This window comes from uncultured Campylobacter sp. (genome assembly GCF_938018035.1).
Lineage (GTDB): Bacteria > Campylobacterota > Campylobacteria > Campylobacterales > Campylobacteraceae > Campylobacter_B.
The window spans coordinates 1-20,127 of record NZ_CALIJF010000006.1 but is presented as its reverse complement, the minus strand read 5'-3'; the positions used below and the strand labels follow the sequence as shown (position 1 = coordinate 20,127).

At 46.9% G+C, this 20,127-nt stretch carries 18 protein-coding genes and 1 pseudogene; 3 read left to right on the top strand and 16 right to left on the bottom strand.

The features are described 5' to 3' along the window. The 12 genes and pseudogenes from Q0257_RS00155 to Q0257_RS00100 form a co-directional block, all read right to left on the bottom strand. A pseudogene (locus Q0257_RS00155) lies at positions 1-650 on the bottom strand (CRISPR-associated protein); the annotation flags it as partial. A gap of 150 nt (positions 651-800) precedes the next feature. Beyond that, positions 801-1,496, bottom strand: coding sequence for a CRISPR-associated endoribonuclease Cas6 (locus Q0257_RS00150; protein ID WP_298020028.1), 696 nt, complete (start codon positions 1,494-1,496; stop codon positions 801-803). Positions 1,497-1,568: 72 nt separating this feature from the next. After that, the gene (gene glyS / locus Q0257_RS00145; RefSeq protein ID WP_298020025.1) at positions 1,569-3,596 is read right to left on the bottom strand and encodes a glycine--tRNA ligase subunit beta; all 2,028 of its coding nucleotides are present in this window, start codon (positions 3,594-3,596) and stop codon (positions 1,569-1,571) included. Continuing rightward, positions 3,580-3,714 carry a hypothetical protein gene (locus Q0257_RS00140; RefSeq protein ID WP_291937682.1) on the bottom strand — a complete coding sequence of 45 codons (135 nt, stop codon included), beginning with the start codon at positions 3,712-3,714 and terminating at the stop codon, positions 3,580-3,582. Before Q0257_RS00140 ends, glyS begins: the two co-directional genes overlap by 17 nt. Then, a complete protein-coding gene (locus Q0257_RS00135; protein WP_298020022.1) occupies positions 3,711-5,072 on the bottom strand; it encodes an endonuclease/exonuclease/phosphatase family protein in 1,362 nt (453 codons plus the stop codon). The genes Q0257_RS00140 and Q0257_RS00135 overlap by 4 nt, the downstream gene beginning before the upstream one ends. Further along, positions 5,060-5,548: a tRNA (cytidine(34)-2'-O)-methyltransferase gene (locus tag Q0257_RS00130; RefSeq protein WP_298020031.1), complete on the bottom strand. Its 489-nt coding sequence runs from the start codon at positions 5,546-5,548 to the stop codon at positions 5,060-5,062. The genes Q0257_RS00135 and Q0257_RS00130 overlap by 13 nt, the downstream gene beginning before the upstream one ends. Then, on the bottom strand, positions 5,541-6,299 hold the full coding sequence (locus Q0257_RS00125) for a hypothetical protein (protein WP_298020019.1): 759 nt from the start codon (positions 6,297-6,299) through the stop codon (positions 5,541-5,543). The genes Q0257_RS00130 and Q0257_RS00125 overlap by 8 nt, the downstream gene beginning before the upstream one ends. Positions 6,300-6,348: 49 nt before the next feature. After that, positions 6,349-7,449, bottom strand: a complete 1,101-nt coding sequence (locus tag Q0257_RS00120; RefSeq protein WP_298020016.1) for a CCA tRNA nucleotidyltransferase — start codon at positions 7,447-7,449, stop codon at positions 6,349-6,351. Further along, the gene (locus Q0257_RS00115) at positions 7,430-8,794 is read right to left on the bottom strand and encodes a hypothetical protein (protein WP_298020013.1); all 1,365 of its coding nucleotides are present in this window, start codon (positions 8,792-8,794) and stop codon (positions 7,430-7,432) included. The genes Q0257_RS00120 and Q0257_RS00115 overlap by 20 nt, the downstream gene beginning before the upstream one ends. Continuing rightward, the gene (locus Q0257_RS00110) at positions 8,787-9,029 is read right to left on the bottom strand and encodes a hypothetical protein (protein ID WP_297959908.1); all 243 of its coding nucleotides are present in this window, start codon (positions 9,027-9,029) and stop codon (positions 8,787-8,789) included. Before Q0257_RS00110 ends, Q0257_RS00115 begins: the two co-directional genes overlap by 8 nt. A 9-nt stretch (positions 9,030-9,038) precedes the next feature. Further along, positions 9,039-10,109 carry a 3-isopropylmalate dehydrogenase gene (gene leuB / locus Q0257_RS00105; protein WP_298020010.1) on the bottom strand — a complete coding sequence of 357 codons (1,071 nt, stop codon included), beginning with the start codon at positions 10,107-10,109 and terminating at the stop codon, positions 9,039-9,041. A gap of 9 nt (positions 10,110-10,118) precedes the next feature. Next, positions 10,119-10,601 (bottom strand): 3-isopropylmalate dehydratase small subunit, encoded by a 483-nt coding sequence (locus tag Q0257_RS00100; protein ID WP_298020007.1) that lies wholly within the window; start codon positions 10,599-10,601, stop codon positions 10,119-10,121. 407 nt (positions 10,602-11,008) lie between these two features. On the opposite strand from Q0257_RS00100, the gene rpoD reads away from it, so the two are divergent. The 3 genes from rpoD (at position 11,009) to Q0257_RS00085 (ending at position 14,040) form a co-directional block, all read left to right on the top strand. Then, positions 11,009-12,889 carry an RNA polymerase sigma factor RpoD gene (gene rpoD / locus Q0257_RS00095; RefSeq protein ID WP_298020004.1) on the top strand — a complete coding sequence of 627 codons (1,881 nt, stop codon included), beginning with the start codon at positions 11,009-11,011 and terminating at the stop codon, positions 12,887-12,889. Between the two features lie 200 nt (positions 12,890-13,089). After that, positions 13,090-13,659, top strand: coding sequence for a DJ-1/PfpI family protein (locus Q0257_RS00090; RefSeq protein WP_297962780.1), 570 nt, complete (start codon positions 13,090-13,092; stop codon positions 13,657-13,659). Between the two features lie 237 nt (positions 13,660-13,896). Next, positions 13,897-14,040 (top strand): hypothetical protein, encoded by a 144-nt coding sequence (locus tag Q0257_RS00085; RefSeq protein WP_298020001.1) that lies wholly within the window; start codon positions 13,897-13,899, stop codon positions 14,038-14,040. Positions 14,041-14,456: 416 nt separating this feature from the next. Here Q0257_RS00085 and Q0257_RS00080 read toward each other — a convergent pair whose 3' ends face one another. The 4 genes from Q0257_RS00080 to Q0257_RS00065 all read right to left on the bottom strand — a co-directional run bounded on the left by Q0257_RS00080 (position 14,457) and on the right by Q0257_RS00065 (position 19,332). Next, positions 14,457-15,899 (bottom strand): DKNYY domain-containing protein, encoded by a 1,443-nt coding sequence (locus Q0257_RS00080; protein WP_298019998.1) that lies wholly within the window; start codon positions 15,897-15,899, stop codon positions 14,457-14,459. A 184-nt stretch (positions 15,900-16,083) separates the two neighbouring features. Next, positions 16,084-17,325: a uracil-xanthine permease family protein gene (locus tag Q0257_RS00075; protein WP_298019995.1), complete on the bottom strand. Its 1,242-nt coding sequence runs from the start codon at positions 17,323-17,325 to the stop codon at positions 16,084-16,086. A gap of 903 nt (positions 17,326-18,228) precedes the next feature. Continuing rightward, complete coding sequence (locus Q0257_RS00070; RefSeq protein ID WP_298019992.1) at positions 18,229-19,119, bottom strand: NAD(P)H-dependent glycerol-3-phosphate dehydrogenase; 891 nt, start codon at positions 19,117-19,119, stop codon at positions 18,229-18,231. Positions 19,120-19,167: 48 nt separating this feature from the next. Further along, on the bottom strand, positions 19,168-19,332 hold the full coding sequence (locus Q0257_RS00065; protein WP_298019988.1) for a hypothetical protein: 165 nt from the start codon (positions 19,330-19,332) through the stop codon (positions 19,168-19,170). Between the last annotated feature and the right edge of the window lie 795 nt (positions 19,333-20,127).

The following is a 20,127-nucleotide window of genomic DNA, read 5'->3' as shown; positions in this document are numbered from 1 at the left end:
CTAACTTTAATGTCTTGTAAGGCAGTCGGTAGCTCGTTTACAGAACAAAACGCTAAATTCGCATCTCCACCGATACCCATACTATTTGTAAGCATATCATAACCATAAATTTTGGCAGTTTTACCATTATCGCTATCACTTAAATGACTCGTAAAAATATTTTTGAAATACGCTGAAATCGGCCTACCCTCCCAAGATAATGTAAAAAAAGTAGCCACTTTCATGCCCTTTTTCTTAGGCTCTTCTTGTAGAGCTACAATTTCACTTAAAATATCATCAAAAAAGCTCTCGTTTAAGCTAGATAAATCCGTTAATATTTTATCATTTTTGATATCGTCAGGATTGAAGCAAGAGAGCATATTTTTTACGGCTTTTAAAATTCCTTTTATAAATTTAGGAGTATCGTCTTTTACGGCTTTGCTAATGAATTGGACATTAGGGAACAAATTGCCAGAATTCGCGCCTATGCCAAATCTACAAACTATTAAATCGTCTCTTGAAATATTGTTATTTACCAATATTTCTTTACTTTTAATATCACAAAGATAAATTTTAATAGCATCGTATTCATAGCTCTTGTTGTTAATTTTAGTTTTTTGTTTGTCGTAAATTTCGCCGATACTAGAAAAAATTTTAACTATATCGCCCAAAATTTATCCTTTCTAAAATTTAGCGCAATTATATCTAAATTAAAATCAATATGTCAATAGTTACTATAATTTAATATAAAGTTTGATTTTTTAAAAATTTTATTATAGAATTGCCATAAAGCAAGCAAATATTCTTTTAGAATTTGAAATCTATACTTTAATATAGTCTTGCTTTACAACCTCCAAAACCCCTACTCCGTAGTTCATGCACCCGCTTCCAGCACCCGTACCAAGGACCAAATTGATTAGTTCTGCATTAGCTACAATTTTCCATCTTGCCTGCCACGCATATACCGGCTCGCGATTGTTGCCGTAATAGAATTTCACAGATTCACCCAGCTTTTGCCACAATAAATTTAATTCCATTTCGCCATCATATTTTCGCCCCATAATCGTCTCAAATCGCTGTAAAATATTCGTCTTCATCATCTCTAAATGCCTGCTATCTTGCGGCTGCAAATAGACTTTATGTCCCAAAAGCCCGCTTACTGCGCACGCCACGTAGCCTTGCACAATAGTTTCGTTCTCGCAAATTTTATGATTTTTCGCTTCGACGGTAGTTTGCGTAAATAGAATTTCACCCAAGCTTAGTCCGTCTTTTAGTATTGCTAGTGCGATTTTACGTTCAAACTCCGGCTCGCATGAAGCAAATCGCACGCGCAAGTCCTCTCCTCGCAAGATAAAATCAAACACTGTGCGTTTAAAAATTTTACCGCTTGATTCGTGCCTATATCCTACGTGCTCTGAAGCCGGCAGATAGCGATAAAGAAAGCCCTGAATCAACTGCGAGAGAGATTTTGTGATTTTTAGATTTTTAGTTGGTAATTTTGCGTTGATGATTAGCATTTGCGCTCCTTTGCGCAGTAAAATTTTGCCCAAGATTCGCGTAAACCTTGGGCAAATGAGTTCTAAGTGAAATTAAAATCCTATCTCTTTGATATCGGCAAACTGCAAAAACGCGCGATAAATTTGCCCGATATTTGCGATACGATTTGCGCGTATCTTGACATCCTGGACGTTTATCATTACGTTATCGAAAAAATTATCAATCACGCCTTTAAGCCCAAATAGTGAGCGCAGATACCCACTCACGTCGTTTTCGTTGAGCTTAATCGCCCTGAACGCCGCATTTAGCGCGCGCTCAGCGTCGTGTTCGAATAGATTTTCGTCCACCGCGCCTATTTTTTCGTCCTTGATGATATTGGCTAGGCGCTTAAAAGTCGCGAAATTTTCTGCAAAATCTGCTGCTGCTGCGATCTCACCCAGAGCTTTTATAGCCTTGCTTAGTCGTAGCAGATCGTTTTCGCCGCTTGCGATGCACGCCTTGATCACGGACGGATTTATCTCGTCAAAAATTCCGTATAACCTATCTTTTATAAAATCCAGCAGCTTAGAAATGTCAAATTTCTTATAATTTGGCGCTAGCTTCTGCGCCAGCGCATTCGCATCAAAGCTCAATCCTTGATTTAGTAAAATTTTAATTAGCCCCGTAGCTGCGCGGCGAAGCGCATACGGATCTTTATTGCCGCTTGGAACTTTATTGATACTAAAAAGCCCCAGGAGCGTTTCAAATTTCATCGCTATAGCGATTACGCTACTAAATACACCGCTTGGCAGCTCGCTATCCTCGCCGCTAGGCAGATATTGCTCGCGTATCGCGCGGCATACATGATCTGCCAGTCCAGCATGTGCGGCATAGTAACTACCCATAATGCCTTGAAGCTCGCTAAATTCGCCCACCATCGTGCTGCTAAGATCTGCTTTACTAAACATTACGGCATTTTCCACATCCCGCGCAAAATCCTTTTTGCCGATCTCCGCCTCAATCTGCGTAGCATAATCCGCGCTCAGTACCCTTGCTACGGCTAGCTCGCGCACTTGCTTATCATAAACCGAGCCAAGAGCTTGCATATAGGAAATTTGCTTAAGTTTTTCAGGGCTAAATTCCGCTTGCAAATCGCTCTTCCAAAAAAACATAGCATCGCTTAGGCGCGCGCGTAAAACTTTTTCATTGCCGCGTACTACAAGCTCGTCATCATCGGTGATCGCATTACTAACGACAACGAAGTGATTGCTTAAGTTTTTATCCTCGAAAACAGGAAAATAGCGCTGATTCTCCTTCATCGAAGTGATAATGACCTCCTTTGGCACGCTTAAAAAATCTCGCTCAAAGCTGCCTAGCAGCGCCGTCGGATACTCAGTGATAGCCGTTACTTCATCCAACAACGCAGGATCGACCTCGATCTTAAAGCCATGCTTTTTCTCGAGCTTTGCAAACTCGCTTAGAATTTTATCCTTTCTTTTTTGCTCGCTTAAAATTACGCCGTTACGCTCCAGCAGTGCGAAATAATCCGCGGCGTCTTTAAATTTAATCGCTTCGTAGCCAAATTTTCTGTGCGGAAAAAATGCAGCCGCGCTTCGCACGCCATAAATTTCAAAATCTACGTTTTCTCCGCCCAAAACGCAGGCTATGCTTCTTATCGGACGGATAAACTCAAACTCGCCGCTACCCCAGCGCATCGCGCGTCCAAAATTTAGCGATCGTAAAAACTCCTCTATCATTTCGCCTAGAATTTCACGACTATCGCGCCCCTTTTGCACCGCAGCGTGGTAGAGTACCTCTTTGCCGCCCACCTGTCGAAATTCCAGCTCGCTTTCGCTTATGCCGCATTTTTTAGCAAAACTTAGCGCTGCAGGGCTCCACGCGCCGTCTTTGAGCGCGACGGATTTTGGTGCGCCCGTGCTTACGATCTGCGCATCATCGCCGCGTTGTGGAAAATCCTCGTGAAATAGCACGAATCTACGCGGGCTAAATTCGAAGCGAAAGTCGCTATTTATGCGGTTAGCCTCAAGCACCGCGCGCCATTTTGGCGCGATATTCGCACGCTCTTTTAAAAACGGGATCGCAGGCAGCTCCTCGACCCCAATCTCAATGAGTAGTTCCATCTTTATCCTTTTTTCGTTGATTTCGTTTTTCGTTTTTCTCCATCATTTCGCGGTTAAATCCTACGATCATAAATATCATAAAAAGCACGAAAAGTGCGGTTATAACGGCGTGTATCATTCTACTATAAATTCCTTTTGCCCTTTATAAATCGTAAAATAGGCATTTTTAAATTCTAAATTTTTGCCGTTTTGTACAGGAGCGCTTTTGCGAAAAATTCTAAACTCGCCCGCGCTTTTTAGATCAATTATGCCGTCTTCAACGTCGCCTTTGATCGTGCTTATCACATCTCCTGCGCGCAGCTGCCGCACCGATGCGCTAGGCAAAACGTATGGCGCGATAGAGCCTACGTTGCCGCTTCTAGATACGATCTCAAAATCGTCGATTTCAAAGCTTTGCTTATAAAATTTCGTCTTTTTTACTAGCAGATCGAGTTTATCGCCTAGCTGTAGCCCGCTGCCGCCATAGACAAAAACTCCGCTTCCATCTTGGGAGATCGCAAAGCCGTGGCGGTTTGTAAAGCTCACGACTGCGCCTTTTATCAGCACAGGCTCGCTTATACTGCGCCCGTAAAGCTCCTCTATCGTGACGGCCTTTGCGGAGCTAGCGGTATTTTTAGCTAAAAATTCTTGCTTTTTCGGCATAGATTTTAAAGCGCCTTCGTCGGTCAGAATGAAGCTAATCGGGAAATGATCGGAAGCGGTAGAGGATTTAGCAACAGCGAAGCTGTCCTTTTTATATCCAGGCTCGCTACTAAAAAAATCGTCGCTAAGCAAGATATGATCTAGCACCGCGCCGCTTTCATGAGACTCACAAGAGCCAAAATGCTTTAGCTGCGAGCAGGGATGCAGCGCCCACAAATCACTAAATCCATCGCGCTCGATAAGCTCGTTTAGCAAAGAATTTCGCCCGAAATTCGTATTAAAATCTCCCGCTACGATAGCGCGTTGGTGCCCTTGCAAAACCTCGCGTAAAAAGGCGAAATTTCGCCTGCGCTCGCTTAGCGGATTGCGTGCAGAGAGCATATGCACTACATAAAAGCTAAAATCAGTGCCGCCAAGCGCAAAATCAGCGCGCAAAATATCTCTAGTTTTAAGCTCTGTCGGGCGGTAGGTTTTTTGAAATTTTATCGGTATGCGCGACATTACCGCCACGCCCGCAGGTGCAGTCTGTGCGCGCGAAAAAGCGTAGAATTTATAGCCCGCCTTCTGTGCAAGCGCTTTTAGCACGGCTTCGTTTTCGATCTCTTGCAGCCCCAAAATATCGGCATTAAGCGCGCTTATCTCATCCACTACCGCTTGCAGCTTGCGCTCGTATTTTTGCTCGCTCCAACCACCGCGCCCGATCTCAAAATCAGCGTACTCCGTGCCGTCGTTTACGCCGTCGAATAAATTTTGCACGTTAAACGATGCGATTTTCAGCTCCGCCGCACTCGCGCCGCATAAAAACATCGCAAAAAGTAGCGCTAAAACTCGCAAACTGCGCTCCTAAAGTCGAATTTATCGATGTTTTGGCGGATCGCTTCGTAGGTTACGATGCCCACGCTAGTGGCTAAATTTAAACTGCGCCCCGCCCCGCTCATCGGGATCGTGATGCAGTTTTCGCGGTTTGTGCGCATGATCTCAAGCGGCAGCCCGTGCCCCTCCGAGCCGAAAATCAAAAAATCGCCCGGCTGAAATTTCGCCTCGTAGTAGAGCTTGTTCGTCTTCGTCGTCGCAAAAAAGAAGCGCTGCTTAAATTTCTCGTTCGCCGCCATAAACTCGTCCCAATTTTCCCAAATTTTAAGATCCAAATTTGCCCAATAATCAAGCCCAGCTCGGCGCAGATGCTTATCGTCGATTACAAATCCGAGCGGCTTAATCAGATGCAAAGGACACCCCGCATTGACGCACATGCGCCCGATGGAGCCGGTATTTGTGTGGATCTGCGGATATACTAACACGATATTAAACATCAAAAATCACCGATTTTGCATGAGCAGAATTTTGCAATTTAAAATTCCGCGAGGCAAAGTTTTGAGATTTAGAATTTCGAAAAGCTAAATTACGCGGCTTGGGATTTCGCGCAGTAAAGCCTTGCAAATTTAAATGGGCAAAATTCCATAATTTGAAATTCTGTGAAGTAAAATTTAGATTCATGATTTTGCGATGCTGCAAGGCATCAGATCTCTCCTCACAACGATACGTCTCTTTTGTTCTTATGCGGTGCGCCGAGGCAGCTACTCCCATAGCACAGGACGCGCAATACGGCTCGCTAAATTTTGCTTTAATACGTTTAATATGACGCAGGCTGTGAGATTTTGTGCCAAGATGTCCTAATCCGCAAAATTTCATCTCGCTGCAATGCGAGCCGTGAAATTCCGCATCGCTGCTGCACGGCTCGTATAATTTCTCGCCGCAGCGATGCGATATGCGAAATTCTCTCGATCCATAAAACTTCGCCTCTTGGGCTTTTTCAGAGTGGCGGCACGATGGATGAAATTTTAATAGGTAAAATTCCACGTCATAAAATTCTACTGGGCCAAGCTTTTCGCTATGAAATTTTACGCCGCAAAAATTTAAATTTCGCTCATCGCAAAAGATAAAATTTCGCGCAGTAAAAATCATGAGATTTCGCCTGCGATCAAAGCAAAAAGCGCACTTTTGCAAAGACGCAGCATTCTTGCAAAACGCGTAAATTTCGTCGCGACGATAGAATTTTTTCATAAAACTAGCTCCTAAATAAAACGGCGATTTTACAAAAATCTCTCTAAATTTACGCTTTTAAAGCCGCTACAAACGCCCTAATCTCCGCTTCTTGCAGCCTCTCGATCTCCTTGCCGATCGCAGCGCCGCGCAGGTTGCGAGCGACATCCGCAGCGCAAATCAAGCTCTTAAATTTCTTATCCCAAATCCCAAGCCGCTTTGCCGCTTGCACCCTACCTTTACAATATAGCCCGAGCCACTGCTTAAGCGGCATTTTTAGAGCGATTTTACATAGTCGCTCGTCGCTTACCCGCTTAAAAAACGGCTCGCTAAGTAGCCTTTTATAAAGAGAATTTAGCCCTAAATTCTTTAAAATTTTATCTTTATCTAATCCTAAAAAATTCAAAAACGCGTATAAAAAAAACATTTCATTTCTTACGAAAGATTCGCCGCGCTCTATGAATTGCATCAGTCGCTCGTGCGTACGCGTATCAATCCGCAATCCAAAAACCCGCTCGTAAAGCTCTAGCTCTTGCATTAGCATCATCCCATATCGGTGCATAGGTGCACGGAAAAATTTAATCAGCTCTGCTTTAACGCGCTCGCAACTAAGATCGCTAACGTCGATACTACGCATGAGCTCTAAGGTGCGAGGCTCGGCGCGAAGCTCAAATCTTGCGGCAAACTGCACCGCGCGATATACGCGCAAGCTATCCTCCACGAAAGTGTGCGGATCGACCACTCGCAAAATACGCGCGCGCAGATCCGCAAGCCCGCCGTAAAAATCGAGCACTTTACCGCTTATAGCGTCTATCATCATCGCATTGATCGTAAAATCGCGCCGCCTGCTAGCCTCATGTTCGTCCGTAGCCAAAGCGACACTAAAGCCCTTGTGTCCGATGCCAGTCTTACTCTCGGTGCGCGGAAGCGAAACATCGAAATTTTTATATTTATAGACGAAGTAGCTTTTGCCGACGCCCTGTGCGCCGAAGTCTTGCATAATTTGCTCGAAGCGGTGCGGATCCACATCGTAAAGCTCCACATCCACATCAGCGCTCGCCCGCCCCAAAAAATGATCGCGCACGCAACCGCCTACTAGATAGATACGCGAGCTAAATTTTTTAAGATAATCTAAAAGCGCGATGAAATCGTCATTTTGATAGATTTTCAAGTCGGTTTTCGATACTTGCAAGCAAAAATTCCATAAATTTTAAATTTAGCTCCACACGCGCGTTCAAATCGCCCTTCTCAAAAGCGTTCAGCCCCTCAAAAAGCACTAAAATCCGCTCTTTTATCGCGCTCAAAAACTCCGCTTCGCTTGAAATTTTAAAATCTGCATTTGTGAGATATTTTGATTTGTCACCCGCTTGAGGTTGTCTCGCGGCCCCAAGGTGTCGCGCTTCCTCGGGCTGGTGCAGGGCGGAATTTTGAGCACCATAAGAGGCAAAACTTTCCGCTTGCATATCCTGTGCGGCAGAATTGCGAAGCTGCGGCGTGGCGAGCTCATCGTCTCGCACCCCAGGGATCGTAAAATTCTGCGGCTGCGAAACGAAATTTTGCTGGCGCGTGGCAGCATTTCGGATCTCTAGCGCGGCGGAATTTTGAGCTTGAAGCGACGCTAAATCCTGCTTTTTAGAATGCGCCGTACCGAAATAATCGTCAGCTTCGTTTTCTTTGAAATCAGAGCCAGACCCAAAATCGTCATTGCTTAGCTCCTTAAAATGCGCGCCTAAAATACGAGGCGTCAAATCTTGCTCACTTTGGGAGTCGTCATTCGTAGAATTTAGCGCTAATTCAAAATCTTTACTTTCGGCAGAGCTTCGCGGTATGCTTGTGTCCCTGCTTTGCGGCGAAACAAACCCATTCATATCGCTGCCTAGACTATCGTAAATTTCGCCTGCGATGCCCGATAAATCACGAAAGCTTTCGTCAAATTTTGCGGTGGAGCTTTTTAAAATTTCATCGCTTGCAAAGGTTGAATTTGCAGAATTTTTGCCGCTTGCAGAAGCAGAATTTTTAAAATTCTCTCCGTTTAGAGAGGCGGAAGCCGCAGAATTTTGACCGCCTGTAAGATCAGAGTTTTTAAAATTCTCCTCGCTGGAAAAAGTAAAATTTTCATCTTTTGCGGCAGATTTTTTTAAAGTAGCGTCCGCTGCAAATTCCACGCCGCTAGGCGCAGAGCTCTTGCGTGCAAGGGCATTTGAACGATCTAGGGCGGAATTTAAAGCGTCCGATGAAACAAAGCGCGAAGTGGAATTTTTAGTATCTAAGGAAGTGAAATTTTGCGCGTTTGATGAAGCGATATCCGGTGCAGATGTAGAATTTAAGGCGCCAGGTGCAATGGGATCTGGCGCAAAAGAAGCGGGGCTTAAAGCATCCTGCGAAGCCTGCGCTCCTGCTTCAGTGCTGTTTGCATTCACAGCCCCCTCTTGCTGCGCCGTCAAATCTTGCGCGCGCTTTTGCGCTTTCATCTCATTGACTGCTTCGATGATATCTTCTAGTTCATTTTCATACATCAATTAGCCACCTCTTAAATTCCGCTTGTTTGCGTGCATCGACGCTAAAAAAGCGCTCCAGCATCGCCATATTGACGCCCGAGCTTACTCGATGATTTAAATTTAGCCGCGCAAAAAGCACCGCCGCATCGCCATCTTGCGGATTATCGCGTAAAATACCGCGGCAAATCCGCATTGCGCCGTAGATATCGCCTTTTTTCTCAAGCTCCATAGCGTATGCTAGTGCGCCATTCAAAGCTAGCTCCTAAGCCTTAGCCGCGTAATCTGCGATGATCGAGCCGATCTCTGCAGTCGAGCAAATTTCTTTGGCATCGTACTGCGCGATATCCTTGGTGCGGTATCCATCGCGAAGCACGGCGCGTACGGCGCTTTCGATCGCCGCTGCGGCCTCATTTTCGCCGAATGCGTATTTTAGCATCATCGCAGCGCTTAAGATCGTAGCGATCGGGTTTGCGATGCCCTGTCCCGCGATGTCGGGCGCACTGCCGTGGATCGGCTCATAGATGCCTACCTTGCCGCCGATGCTCGCACTCGGAAGCAGCCCGATCGAGCCGCAGATCATACTCGCTTCGTCGCTTAAAATATCGCCGAATAAATTCTCCGTCAAAATCACGTCGAACTGCGCAGGCGCCCGCACGAGCTGCATCGCGGCGTTATCGACGTACATAAACTCCAAATTTATCCCTGCATAATTTTTGGCTAGCCCGCTTACGACCTCGCGCCACAGCTGGCTTGTTTCAAGCACGTTGGCCTTATCTACGAGCGTTATCTTTTTGTTTCGCAAAAGCGCGGCCTCAAACGCGACCTTAGCCACGCGCTCGATCTCGGCGGCGTTGTAGCACATCGTATTTAGCGCATCCTTTTCGTTTTTAACGCGCGGCTGCCCGAAATAAATCCCGCCCGTAAGCTCGCGCACCACCATTATATCGACGCCTTTGATGATCTCCGGCTTTAGCGTCGAAGCGTTTATCAGCTCATCAAAAATCATCGCAGGACGCAAATTTGCAAACGCCCCAAGCTCTTTGCGAATTTTTAGCAGTCCGCTTTCTGGGCGCAGTTCGCGCGGCAAACCGTCCCATTTAGCGCCGCCGATCGCACCGAAAAGCACCGCGTCGCTCGATTTAGCGGTATTTAGCGTTTCATCCGGAAGCGGAACGCCCATAATATCGATCGCCGCACCGCCCATCAAGCGGTAGTCAAAATTTAGCTCAAAATTAAATTTATGGCTTACGGCATCGAGCACCTTGATCGCTTCTTCAATGATCTCAGGGCCGATTCCGTCGCCTTTTATCACGCATACGTCGTATTTTTTCATCCAAATTCCTTACAAGTTTATCTTTGTTTTTGCATAATTTATCGCTCCGCCGGCATCGAGGAGCTTTTGCATAAACTCGGGGATCGCGCCGAATTTATACTGCGTCTTTTGAGTTAAATTTTTAATTATGCCGCCCTTTAGATCGATGCTAAGCTCGTCGCCCTGCGCGATCTTATCCGTCTCGTCGCATTCGAGGATCAAAAAGCCCGTGTTGAAGCTGTTTCGATAAAAAATCCTAGCGAAGTTTTTTGCGATCACGCATGAAATTCCGGCGGCCTTAAGCGCCATCGGAGCGTGCTCGCGCGAGCTGCCGCAGCCGAAATTTTTCCCCGCTACGATGATGTCGCCGCGAGCGATTTTGGACGAAAAATCCCTATCCGCATCCTCCATGATATGCGTCGCAAGCACCGCCGCATCGGAAGTGTTTAGGTAGCGCGCCGCGATAATGATGTCGGTGTCGATATCATCGCCGAATTTCCATACTTTTGCCATATTTCCGCCTTAAATTTTAAAATAGATGCGCGATTTTACCGACAAATTTATTAAAATCCGCTCAATCGCTCCGATATGAGGGCGGAATTCCTCGTTTGAAATTTAGGGCTAAATTTAAACGCAAAGCCGTAGAAATAGAAAGTGCGGAAGCGTTAAATTTTAAAGCGACAGCGCAAAGGAAGCGGAATTGCGGCTCGTCGGTTTTGCATTTTTTGAAGTGCGAAATTTAGCGAGTAGCCTTAAATTTAGCTAAAAATATAACTCAAATTTTAAAATTTGGCCTAGACCCTTGAATTTGAAAAATCATTAGATTTAGAGTATTTGCGCCGCATATAAGCAAAAATAAAGAGCGTTTCGGTATAATCCGATTTTCCAAAACCAAATACACAACGACACAAGGAGATTTTATGGCGAGCCCAAAAGACGCCTTAACGCCCATCGAGCAGTTCTTCGACGAAAATCAAAAAAGCTACATCACCTACGAAAGACTGATAAAATTTTTCGATAAAGCCCCCACCGCGACGGCCGTTAAGAAGGTCGAAGCGCTTACGAAAAAATTTGATGTCGAGCTGATCTCCGCCGCAGAAATCTCCAAAATCAAAAATTTAGAGGACGCGAAACTCAAAGAGGCGACGCAAAAAAGGCTGCTGGACGAGGGCTGGGACGAGGAGTTTGACCTATCCAGCGACGTCGAGCTTTTGGAGTGGAGTCGTTCTGACAGCCCCGTGCGGATGTATCTGCGCGAAATGGGACAGATCCCGCTGCTGACGAAAGAAGAAGAGATCGAGATCAGCAAAAAAATCGAGCTCGGCGAGGACATCATCATCGACGCGTTTTGCTCGGTGCCGTACTTAATAGACTTCATTTTAGACTATAAAGAGCCGCTCATCAACCGCGAACGCCGTGTCAAGGAGCTTTTCAAGAGCTTTGACGACAGCGACGAAGAGGGTGAAGAGGAGGACGAAGAGGAACTATCGGAGGAGGATTACGACGACGAGGAGGATGAGGAGAGCGCGGACGAGGCGAAGCAAAAGCGCTCTAGAAAGAACGATAAGCGCGCTCTAAAGGTCATCGAAAGCTTCAAGGCTCTCGAAAAAGCTAAAAAGGACTGGATGAAATTTGCCGAGAAAAACGCCGAAGCGATTAAGCAGAGCAAAGGAATTTTATCGAAGCTGAACTTGGCGTTTAAAAAGAAAATTTTAAAAGAAAAACTCATGGATCTGGGCCCAACTAGCAAGCTCATCACCGAGATCGTAAAATCGATGGAGACCGCGCTAAAAAGCGACGAGGGCTTCGAAAAGGAGCTCAAACGCCTGGAATACAAGCTGCCGATGTTTAGCGCCGAACTGCGCGAAAACCACAAAAAAATCCTAAAAGATATCACAAAGCTTAGCAAAGACGACATCATCGCGCGCGTGCCGGAAGCTACGATGGTCTCGACATATGTCGATATAAAAAAGCTTTTTTTAACCAAAGAGGCGAGCAAAAAAAGCTTTAATCTCGAGCCCGAGCGGCTGAAAGAAATTTTAGAGCAGATCAAGCGCGGCAAGCGCATCAGCGATAACGCAAAGGCGCGCATGGCGAAATCTAACCTGCGCCTGGTCGTCTCCATCGCTAAGCGCTACACCAACCGCGGACTGCCGTTTTTAGACCTCATCCAGGAGGGTAACATCGGGCTTATGAAGGCTGTGGATAAATTTGAATACAAGCGCGGCTATAAATTTTCGACATACGCGACATGGTGGATCCGCCAAGCAATCTCGCGTGCCATCGCCGATCAAGCTCGCACGATCCGAATCCCGATCCATATGATCGAGACGATAAATCGAATTAATAAAATCACGCGCAAATATATGCAAGAAGGCGGTAAGGAGCCCGATATCAACGTCATCGCGCAAGAGGTGGGCCTTAGCGTCGATAAGGTAAAGCAGGTCATCAAAATCACAAAGGAGCCGATCAGCCTAGAAGCGCCGATCGGAAACGAGGACGACGGCAAATTCGGCGATTTCGTCGAGGACAAAAGCTCGGTTTCGCCGATCGAGCAAATTTTAAAATCCGATCTCAAAGAACAGATCGACGATATCTTAGAACAGCTCAACGACCGCGAGCGCACGGTGATCCGCATGCGATTCGGACTGCTTGACGACGAGAGCGACCGCACGCTTGAAGAGATCGGCAAGGAGCTCAACATCACTCGCGAGCGCGTCCGCCAGATCGAAAGCTCGGCGATCAAAAAGCTAAAACACCCAAAGATCGGCCGCAAACTAAAAACCTATATCGAGAGCTAGAGCAAAACGCAGATATAGCGATCTAGCGACACGCCGAGGTAGCGGGCTTTTTAAAGTGATGTTATCGCGCGTACTTGTAAAATCATAGAATTCCGCTCTAAATCCAAAGCGGAATTCTAAAAAATTTTATAAATTCTACGATTTTGCTTAGTTTGATATGCGAACCGAACTGAGTAGTGTAGGTTATTCAAGGAGACTTTATGAAAACTTTAGTAATCGTTATTTTAGACGGCTTTGCCGACTGGGAGGCTTCGCTACTGGCTCCCGCACTACGATATTTCACGGACTATAGCATCCTTTATGCCTCAACCGATAAAAACGAGAAAGTATCGTTCGGAGCTTTACGCGCAAAACCTGATTTAACAATAGATGAAATTTCGCCAGATGCCGCGGCAATCGTGTTAATCGGCGCTAGAAATTCATGGCGCGAACTGCCTAGCGAAAACGCCTCAAAAATTGCTAATTTAATAGAGGAATTTAAACAACAAGGCAAGGTGGTAGGCGGTATTTGCGACGGGGCGTATTTCTTAGCGGCGGCAGGAGCACTAAATGACTGCCATCACACCGCAAATAGTCTAGCAGACATCGTTAATTTGCCAAAATACAAAAATAAGCATGCCTTTATACAAACAAGTCGCGAAGCCGTAGTAGACGGTAAAATGATCACCGCAAACGGAAACGCATTTATTGATTTTACTATTCAAATGCTGCGCGCCTTAGGAGATATAGACGAAGCAATAATTGCCCAGTGCGAACAAATGTGGCGATAAGTAGGCAGTGCGCGTTTAGCAAATAAAATTTTGCCGAAGCAACACTCGAGCATATAAGCACAAATGAGATACAAAAAATACTGAAAATGAAATTTTGCCGAAGCGGTACGACATCGATGCTCGCTAGGTCTAACACAATACCTTAGTTTGCGTGCTTCCGTGCAAATACAGCATGGAATTTTACGCTCATTTTGCCACTAAAATTATATACGGCGCGAGCCTAAGCCAACAGACGCTATGAAATTTAAAACAAAGTGTGCCGCCAAAGCGGTACTTCAGCACGCGCCCATCGTCGTAAGCAAAAACGATGTCTTTCCCGTTTTGCCTTTAAATTTAGTGGAGCTCACCATGCCTCAAATAACCCTCGCACGGCGAAATTAAATAGGTCTCAAAAAACAAAAGCCACAAAGCTTGCTTTGTACATCTTATTTGCCACTTTATACCGAATCCCGTTATCTCCCGCCGCCTCATTATTGCGCGCCGACATACAATGCAATACCTCTAGCTTTTATAGCCCGTTTATCACATCCCACCGCCATGATGCCTTACCCATAATGGAACGCTTTAAAAATATGGTAGAGCCGTCTCTCTTTACTTACACTTGCTGTACTCGCAATCACAGCGCCCATAAATTTTGCCGCATTGCCGTGCTGGCAACCGCAATACTATCTAAATTTACTGCTCCACCATGCCATCCCGCTCTTAAAATTTACCTTCTGTAGCCAAGGGTGCGCTGGATAACACGACGTCGGTATTTTTGTCTCGCTCTAAATTTACCTTCCGTCGCACCGCTAAATTTAGCCGCGTCGCAAGCTGCGCTTTTTAAGGTAGCTATAAATCCAAGCTCCGAGCAATAAAACCGCCGCAAGGCAATACATATAAAAGGCCGCGCCGTTTTCATACTCCACGTCCTGCGCGGTAAAGACCTGCTGCGACATTTCGGGGTTTCGCGCCGCCTCGTCCGCGATCTGCGCCATCACCTCATCGTCGTGCACGTCTAGCGTGATCTTTCGCAGATCGATGAAATTTGTCCGCTTATCCAGATGCCTGCCGCTGCGACCCGTGACGTAAACGCTATGCGAGTAGAAATTTAGATAATAAAATCCCGCGTCATCCTTCAAAAGCTTTTCCGAGATCTGCCGCACGGCGCCTTTAAACGGATTGTCGCCCGCCCTTTTTAGCGCGCTTAGCGGACTGCCGTCTGCGCCGAATTTATAATAAACGTACCAAAACGCGTCTTTGAGCCAGCCCTCGGTGCCGCTAGCGCGCGGGCGATTTAAAATTTTATCCTTGCTTAGATAAAATATGCCGTTTTTACTCGCAAACAGCATGTATTCTTGATGCCTGCCCTGAAAATTTAGCGGCGTATAAGGCTCGTTTGCGGCATCAAATCTCTCGCCGTCCATAAACACCGCGCCCGTGGTGGGATCAAAAAGAAACTCTATGCCGGCGTTTGACTCCACGAGATACATCCGCTCGCTAGGCGTGAAATTTAGCCTCTCGCCGTCCGCATAGACGCTGCGTCCGTCGCTTAGCCACCGATCGACCTGGCGAAAGTGCGCGGGCGAATCGGGACCGTCTTCGTGTGTGATTTTTAGCCTTATCTGTTTTAGATTTTTTGCATCCGCGCCCTCTAAAATTTTACCCTCGTAAAATACCCGCTCGCCGTCCGTGGCGACGTACGGGCTCTCGGTCAGAGGCGAGATGGGCGCGCTAGTATCCAGCCTCGCGTATGGATAGTTATACTCCTGCGGCCATTTGGAGAGCCCAAAGGCGTGGAAAAAGACCTTGTAAATGTAGCTTATCGCGCCACCCGTGCGCTGCGTGACGTCCGAGCAGAAATAGCTCACGCGCCCGTCGCTGTAGTATCGCGCGCCGATCTTTTGCGTGCGGGCGGGATTGAGCCCCGACATCTTTCGAGCGCCGCAAAATACGCTACTAGCGTCCATGCCGACGTTTGCGTAGGAGTATCTGCCGGTATCAAGCGCGCGAAAGCTCGCCGCGTCCGCGCCGCCCTCTAGCTCGTAGGGAGCGAGATTCCAAGAGCGTAGATAAATTTTGCCGCCGATGTTGTAGTAACCCCCAATCTTTTGCGCGTCCGCGGGCAGCTCGCGCGAGCGGTCATACACCGATAACTCATAGATAAAAACGAGCGAGACGAAGAGCGGCACGAAAAGTACCGCAAAGAGCAGCTTTAGCGCCTTTTTATCAAATTTGCTTAAATTATTCGTCTTTTTCATAAGGCAATTATATATCTTGCTAGTTTAAAACGTTTGAAATTTGAAAGCGTTTGCGGGGGAAATTTTAAAATTTAGGGCGCGGTAAATTTGACGGCGAAAGCTGCGGGGAAATTTGACGCCGAAATTTGAGTTCAAATTTACCCGCAACCGCGCGAAACGACTCACGCTCCGCGCAAAATTTAACTCAATACCCCTCAAAATGCTTGGTCTTTGGCAGCACTAAATTTAACGTAATGCCGATGAGCGCGCCAAGTCCCACTCCGCTAAAGCTCATCGCGCCAAAATCCAGCACCATGCCGCCGATCGCGCAGACGAAGATGAGCGCGACGATGATCATATTGCGCGGCTCGGCTAGATCCACGCTGTTTTTTATGAGTGTTTCCATGCCCACGCTAGCGATGATACCGAAAAGCAGCAGCATAATGCCGCCGATGACGGGAGCGGGGATCGTGGAGAGCGCGGCGCCGAGCTTGCCCACGAAGGCTAGCAGTATCGCCGTAAACGCGGCAAAGGTCATAATGGCGGGATTGTAGGCTTTCGTGATGCTGACCGCGCCCGTGACCTCGGAGTAGGTGGTGTTTGGCGGTCCTCCGAAGCAGCCAGCTAGCGACGTCGCGAGCCCGTCGCCTAGCAGCGTGCTTTTAAGCCCAGGATTTTTGAGGAAATTTTCCTTCGTGACGTTGCTGATCGCAAGCATATCGCCGATGTGCTCGATCGCGGGCGCGATAGCGATAGGCACCATGTAGATCACGGCTTCGAGCTTAAAAACCGGCGCGGTGAAATGCGGCAGCGCAAACCACGGCGCGCTTAAAATCGGCGTAAAATCCACGATGCCGACAAACAGCGACGCGCAGTATCCCGCCGCGATACCGCAAAGTATCGGCACTAGGCGCAGCATGCCGCGGCCAAACATCATAACGACGATAACCGCCGAAAGCGAGATGAGCGCGATGGTAAGCGACTGCCCCTGCGTGTAAAGCGCCTCTTTGCCCTTGCCCATGACCATATTTACGGCTGCGGGCGAGAGGATGAGGCCGATCGTCATGATGACGGGACCGACGACCACGGGCGGTAAAATTTTATGCAAAAATCCCTCGCCTTTGAGCCTAATGAGCAGGCTTAAAACCACGTAAAAAAGCCCCGCCGCGATCACTCCGCTCATCGTCGCGGCGATGCCCCACTCCTTCACGCCAAAGCTTAGCGGCGCGATGAACGCAAAACTAGACGCGAGAAAGATCGGCGGGACGTGTTTACGCGTGATGAGCTGAAACAGCAGCGTGCCGATGCCCGCCGTAAACAGCGCCACGGACGTATCAAGCCCCGTTAAGATCGGCACGAGTACTAGCGCGCCAAACGCCACGAATAAAAACTGTACGCCGACGAGAGCGTCGCGTAGCCTGAGATTGTAGCCTTCGTATTTTTTCATCTTCTCCTCTTTTATCTTTGCGACTTGCCTTTTGAGCGCTTTTTGCGGAGTTTGCTAAAATTTTGCTCGGCAGACTGCCCCGTCTAGCCTACGCAAAATTTTCACTGCACAATCCCAAAAAATCATCTCAAAACAAGCGTAGCATTTTTGCAAAGCAAAATGTTTCTATAAAATACTTCGCCTTGGCTCCTGTATTAAAATTTATAATACACCGATATTCTGCAAAATTTAACTTGCTGCAGTCGCGGACGAATAGTCCGCTCCTTTGCAAGCAATAAAAATTTATCAAAATTACACATCATCTGTCTTGAATATTTTCAAAATTTATGCCTTTCCGCCTCATTTTACCGCAAATTCTATCCAAAGCGCACGATTGCACTCCTTTATTTGGCTCATTTCTGCCTCGTCTAAAGAAAAAATATCACGCCTTAATTTTTAAATCTGACACATCAAAAATTTTGATCTACCCAGTCGCAGACGGGCAGTCCGTTCCACCCTCGGCCGTCAACCACCTGCGATCCATCTTAAATGTTTTAAAATTTAGCCTCTTTTTAAAATTTTACGACCTCGCTTTAAAATTTCGCACTCAAGCTTAAAGCTAAATTTTAAGTCAAAGCCGCGTAAACAGATCCAAACGGACACCGACCAAAATCCGCAAAGCCGCTACGCCACATCTATACAAGCGCTCTTTTGCTGCGATTTTGCGTCGTATCAGACGCGCGAAGCCGCAAGGCGAAAATCAAGCCCATAAAATTATCGGGCAAAGCCACGTAAACAGATCCAAACAAACACCGACTAAAATTCGCAAACCAGCAACTAAATTTCACAAACATAGCGGATAAATCAAAACTATGCAGGCCGAATTTACCGCTAAAATTTAGTGAGTAAATTCCGTCGTACGGCTCATTTTTTGCGCAGCAGGTCCTTTAGACTCGCTCTTACGTCCTTCCCATGCAAAATTTGCGCGACCTCGGTAGCGATCGGAGCGTAGATCTTGTGCTTTGCCGCGATATTTACGACCGCTTCGGTCGTAGCCACGCCCTCGGCGACCTCGCCCAACTCGCGCAGAATTTCTTCGAGCCCTTTGCCGCGCGCAAGCCCTAGTCCCACGCGGTAGTTTCGCGATAGCGCACTCGAGGCGGTCAAAAACAGATCACCCACGCCACTTAAGCCCAAAAAGGTCTCGTCTCGAGCACCGAAAAACTTGCCAAAGCGCGCGATCTCTACGATGCCGCGCGCGATCAGGCTCGCTCTAGCGTTATTTCCGAGCTCAAGTCCATCGCAAACGCCGCTAGCGATGGCGATGACATTTTTATACGCGCCGCACACCTCTGCGCCGATGATATCGCCACTCGTGTAAGTCTTGATGTAGGCAGGGAAGGCGCTTGCGAAAAGCTCGGCTAGATTTTCGTTACACGAGCTTACGACGAGCGCGCAAGGCAGCTTCTGCATGACTTCGGTAGCAAACGACGGACCCGATAGATAAGCAAGATTGCCGCGCGCGACATACGCTTCAAAAATTTCGTTCAAAAACCTACCGCTTGCTGCGTCGATGCCCTTGGAAGCGACTAGAATTTTTTGATTTTTGTAGGTGAAATTTTGATCCAGCCACTGCGCGGTTTGTTGTGCCGCGAGCGCAAAAACGAGCGCTTCGCACTCCAATGCCTCACTCACGCTTACAAAATGTGGAATTTGTCTTGGCGTGCGCGAAGTGATGACGCATTCGTTTTTCGCGCTAAGCGCGTCAAAAAGTGCGCTGCCCCATTTGCCAGCGCCGATAACCGCGATTTTCATTATGTTCCTTTTTAAAAATTTATTCGCAAATTTGCGGTTTTTCAAATTTCATTCTCTTAAAATTCCCGCTCTTTGAAAATTTAGCCCAAAAGCGCCGACATGAGCCTGCGCAAATGCTAGCCGAAGCCACGCTTTAAAATTCGCTTTTTGAAATTTCATCTCGTCAAAATTTCGTCTCGTTAAAATTCTGCGCTTTTGAAATTTACTCAGCAAAAACTTCGCTTTTTTAAAATTTACCTTACTAAAATTTCATACTTTTAAGGTTTTGCTCTTCCGCCAAAAAAACACTTTCACAAAAGGCGCGGCAGTGAACGAATGAGGATTTTGAAACTCCATTATACGTTTTAAATTTCACTCACGCATCGCCAAGGCAAATCAAATTTTTAAAAATTTTACTCAGACGCCCGATCGCAAATCGTGCTTTTAAATCCGCTTAAATCTATCAAGGCGTGCTTTGGACCTAGATGATCTGCGGTCGCTCGCCACGTTATCGTTTGGCGCAAGGTTTGGGGCACGCGCATCCGACGCAGTGATTGATTAAATTTAGCCTACACATTGGCTTGCCACTCAAATTTAACCCTACGTATTCGATCCTACCCGCGCACCCAGAGCTTCCGTTCTCGCTCTCTCAAGCAGAGCAATTTACGCATTCCCTGCAAGCTTTGCCGCGCTTTGACGGTAGCCGTGAGTAAAATTCCTAGGACGTGCTTCTTAAACCACTCCGTCGCAGACCGACACTCGACACAAACGACTCGCACGAGAAAAAACGAACTCAAAAGAACAAAACGTGCGCGAGGAGAGCAGGTAGCCGCCGAGATCGCGCCGAATAAAATTATAACACGCAAAAGCCTTCGTCATTGGCGCCCGAAAGCTTTAGCTCGAAGCAAAACGCTGCGAGCAGATTTAAAATTTTATCCCTAAGAGCTTCATCTATCGCATACGCCGCGCCGCATTAATTCGCCGCAAAAGCTGCGAAATCAGCCTAGCTTCTGTTTCAAAAGCTCGTTC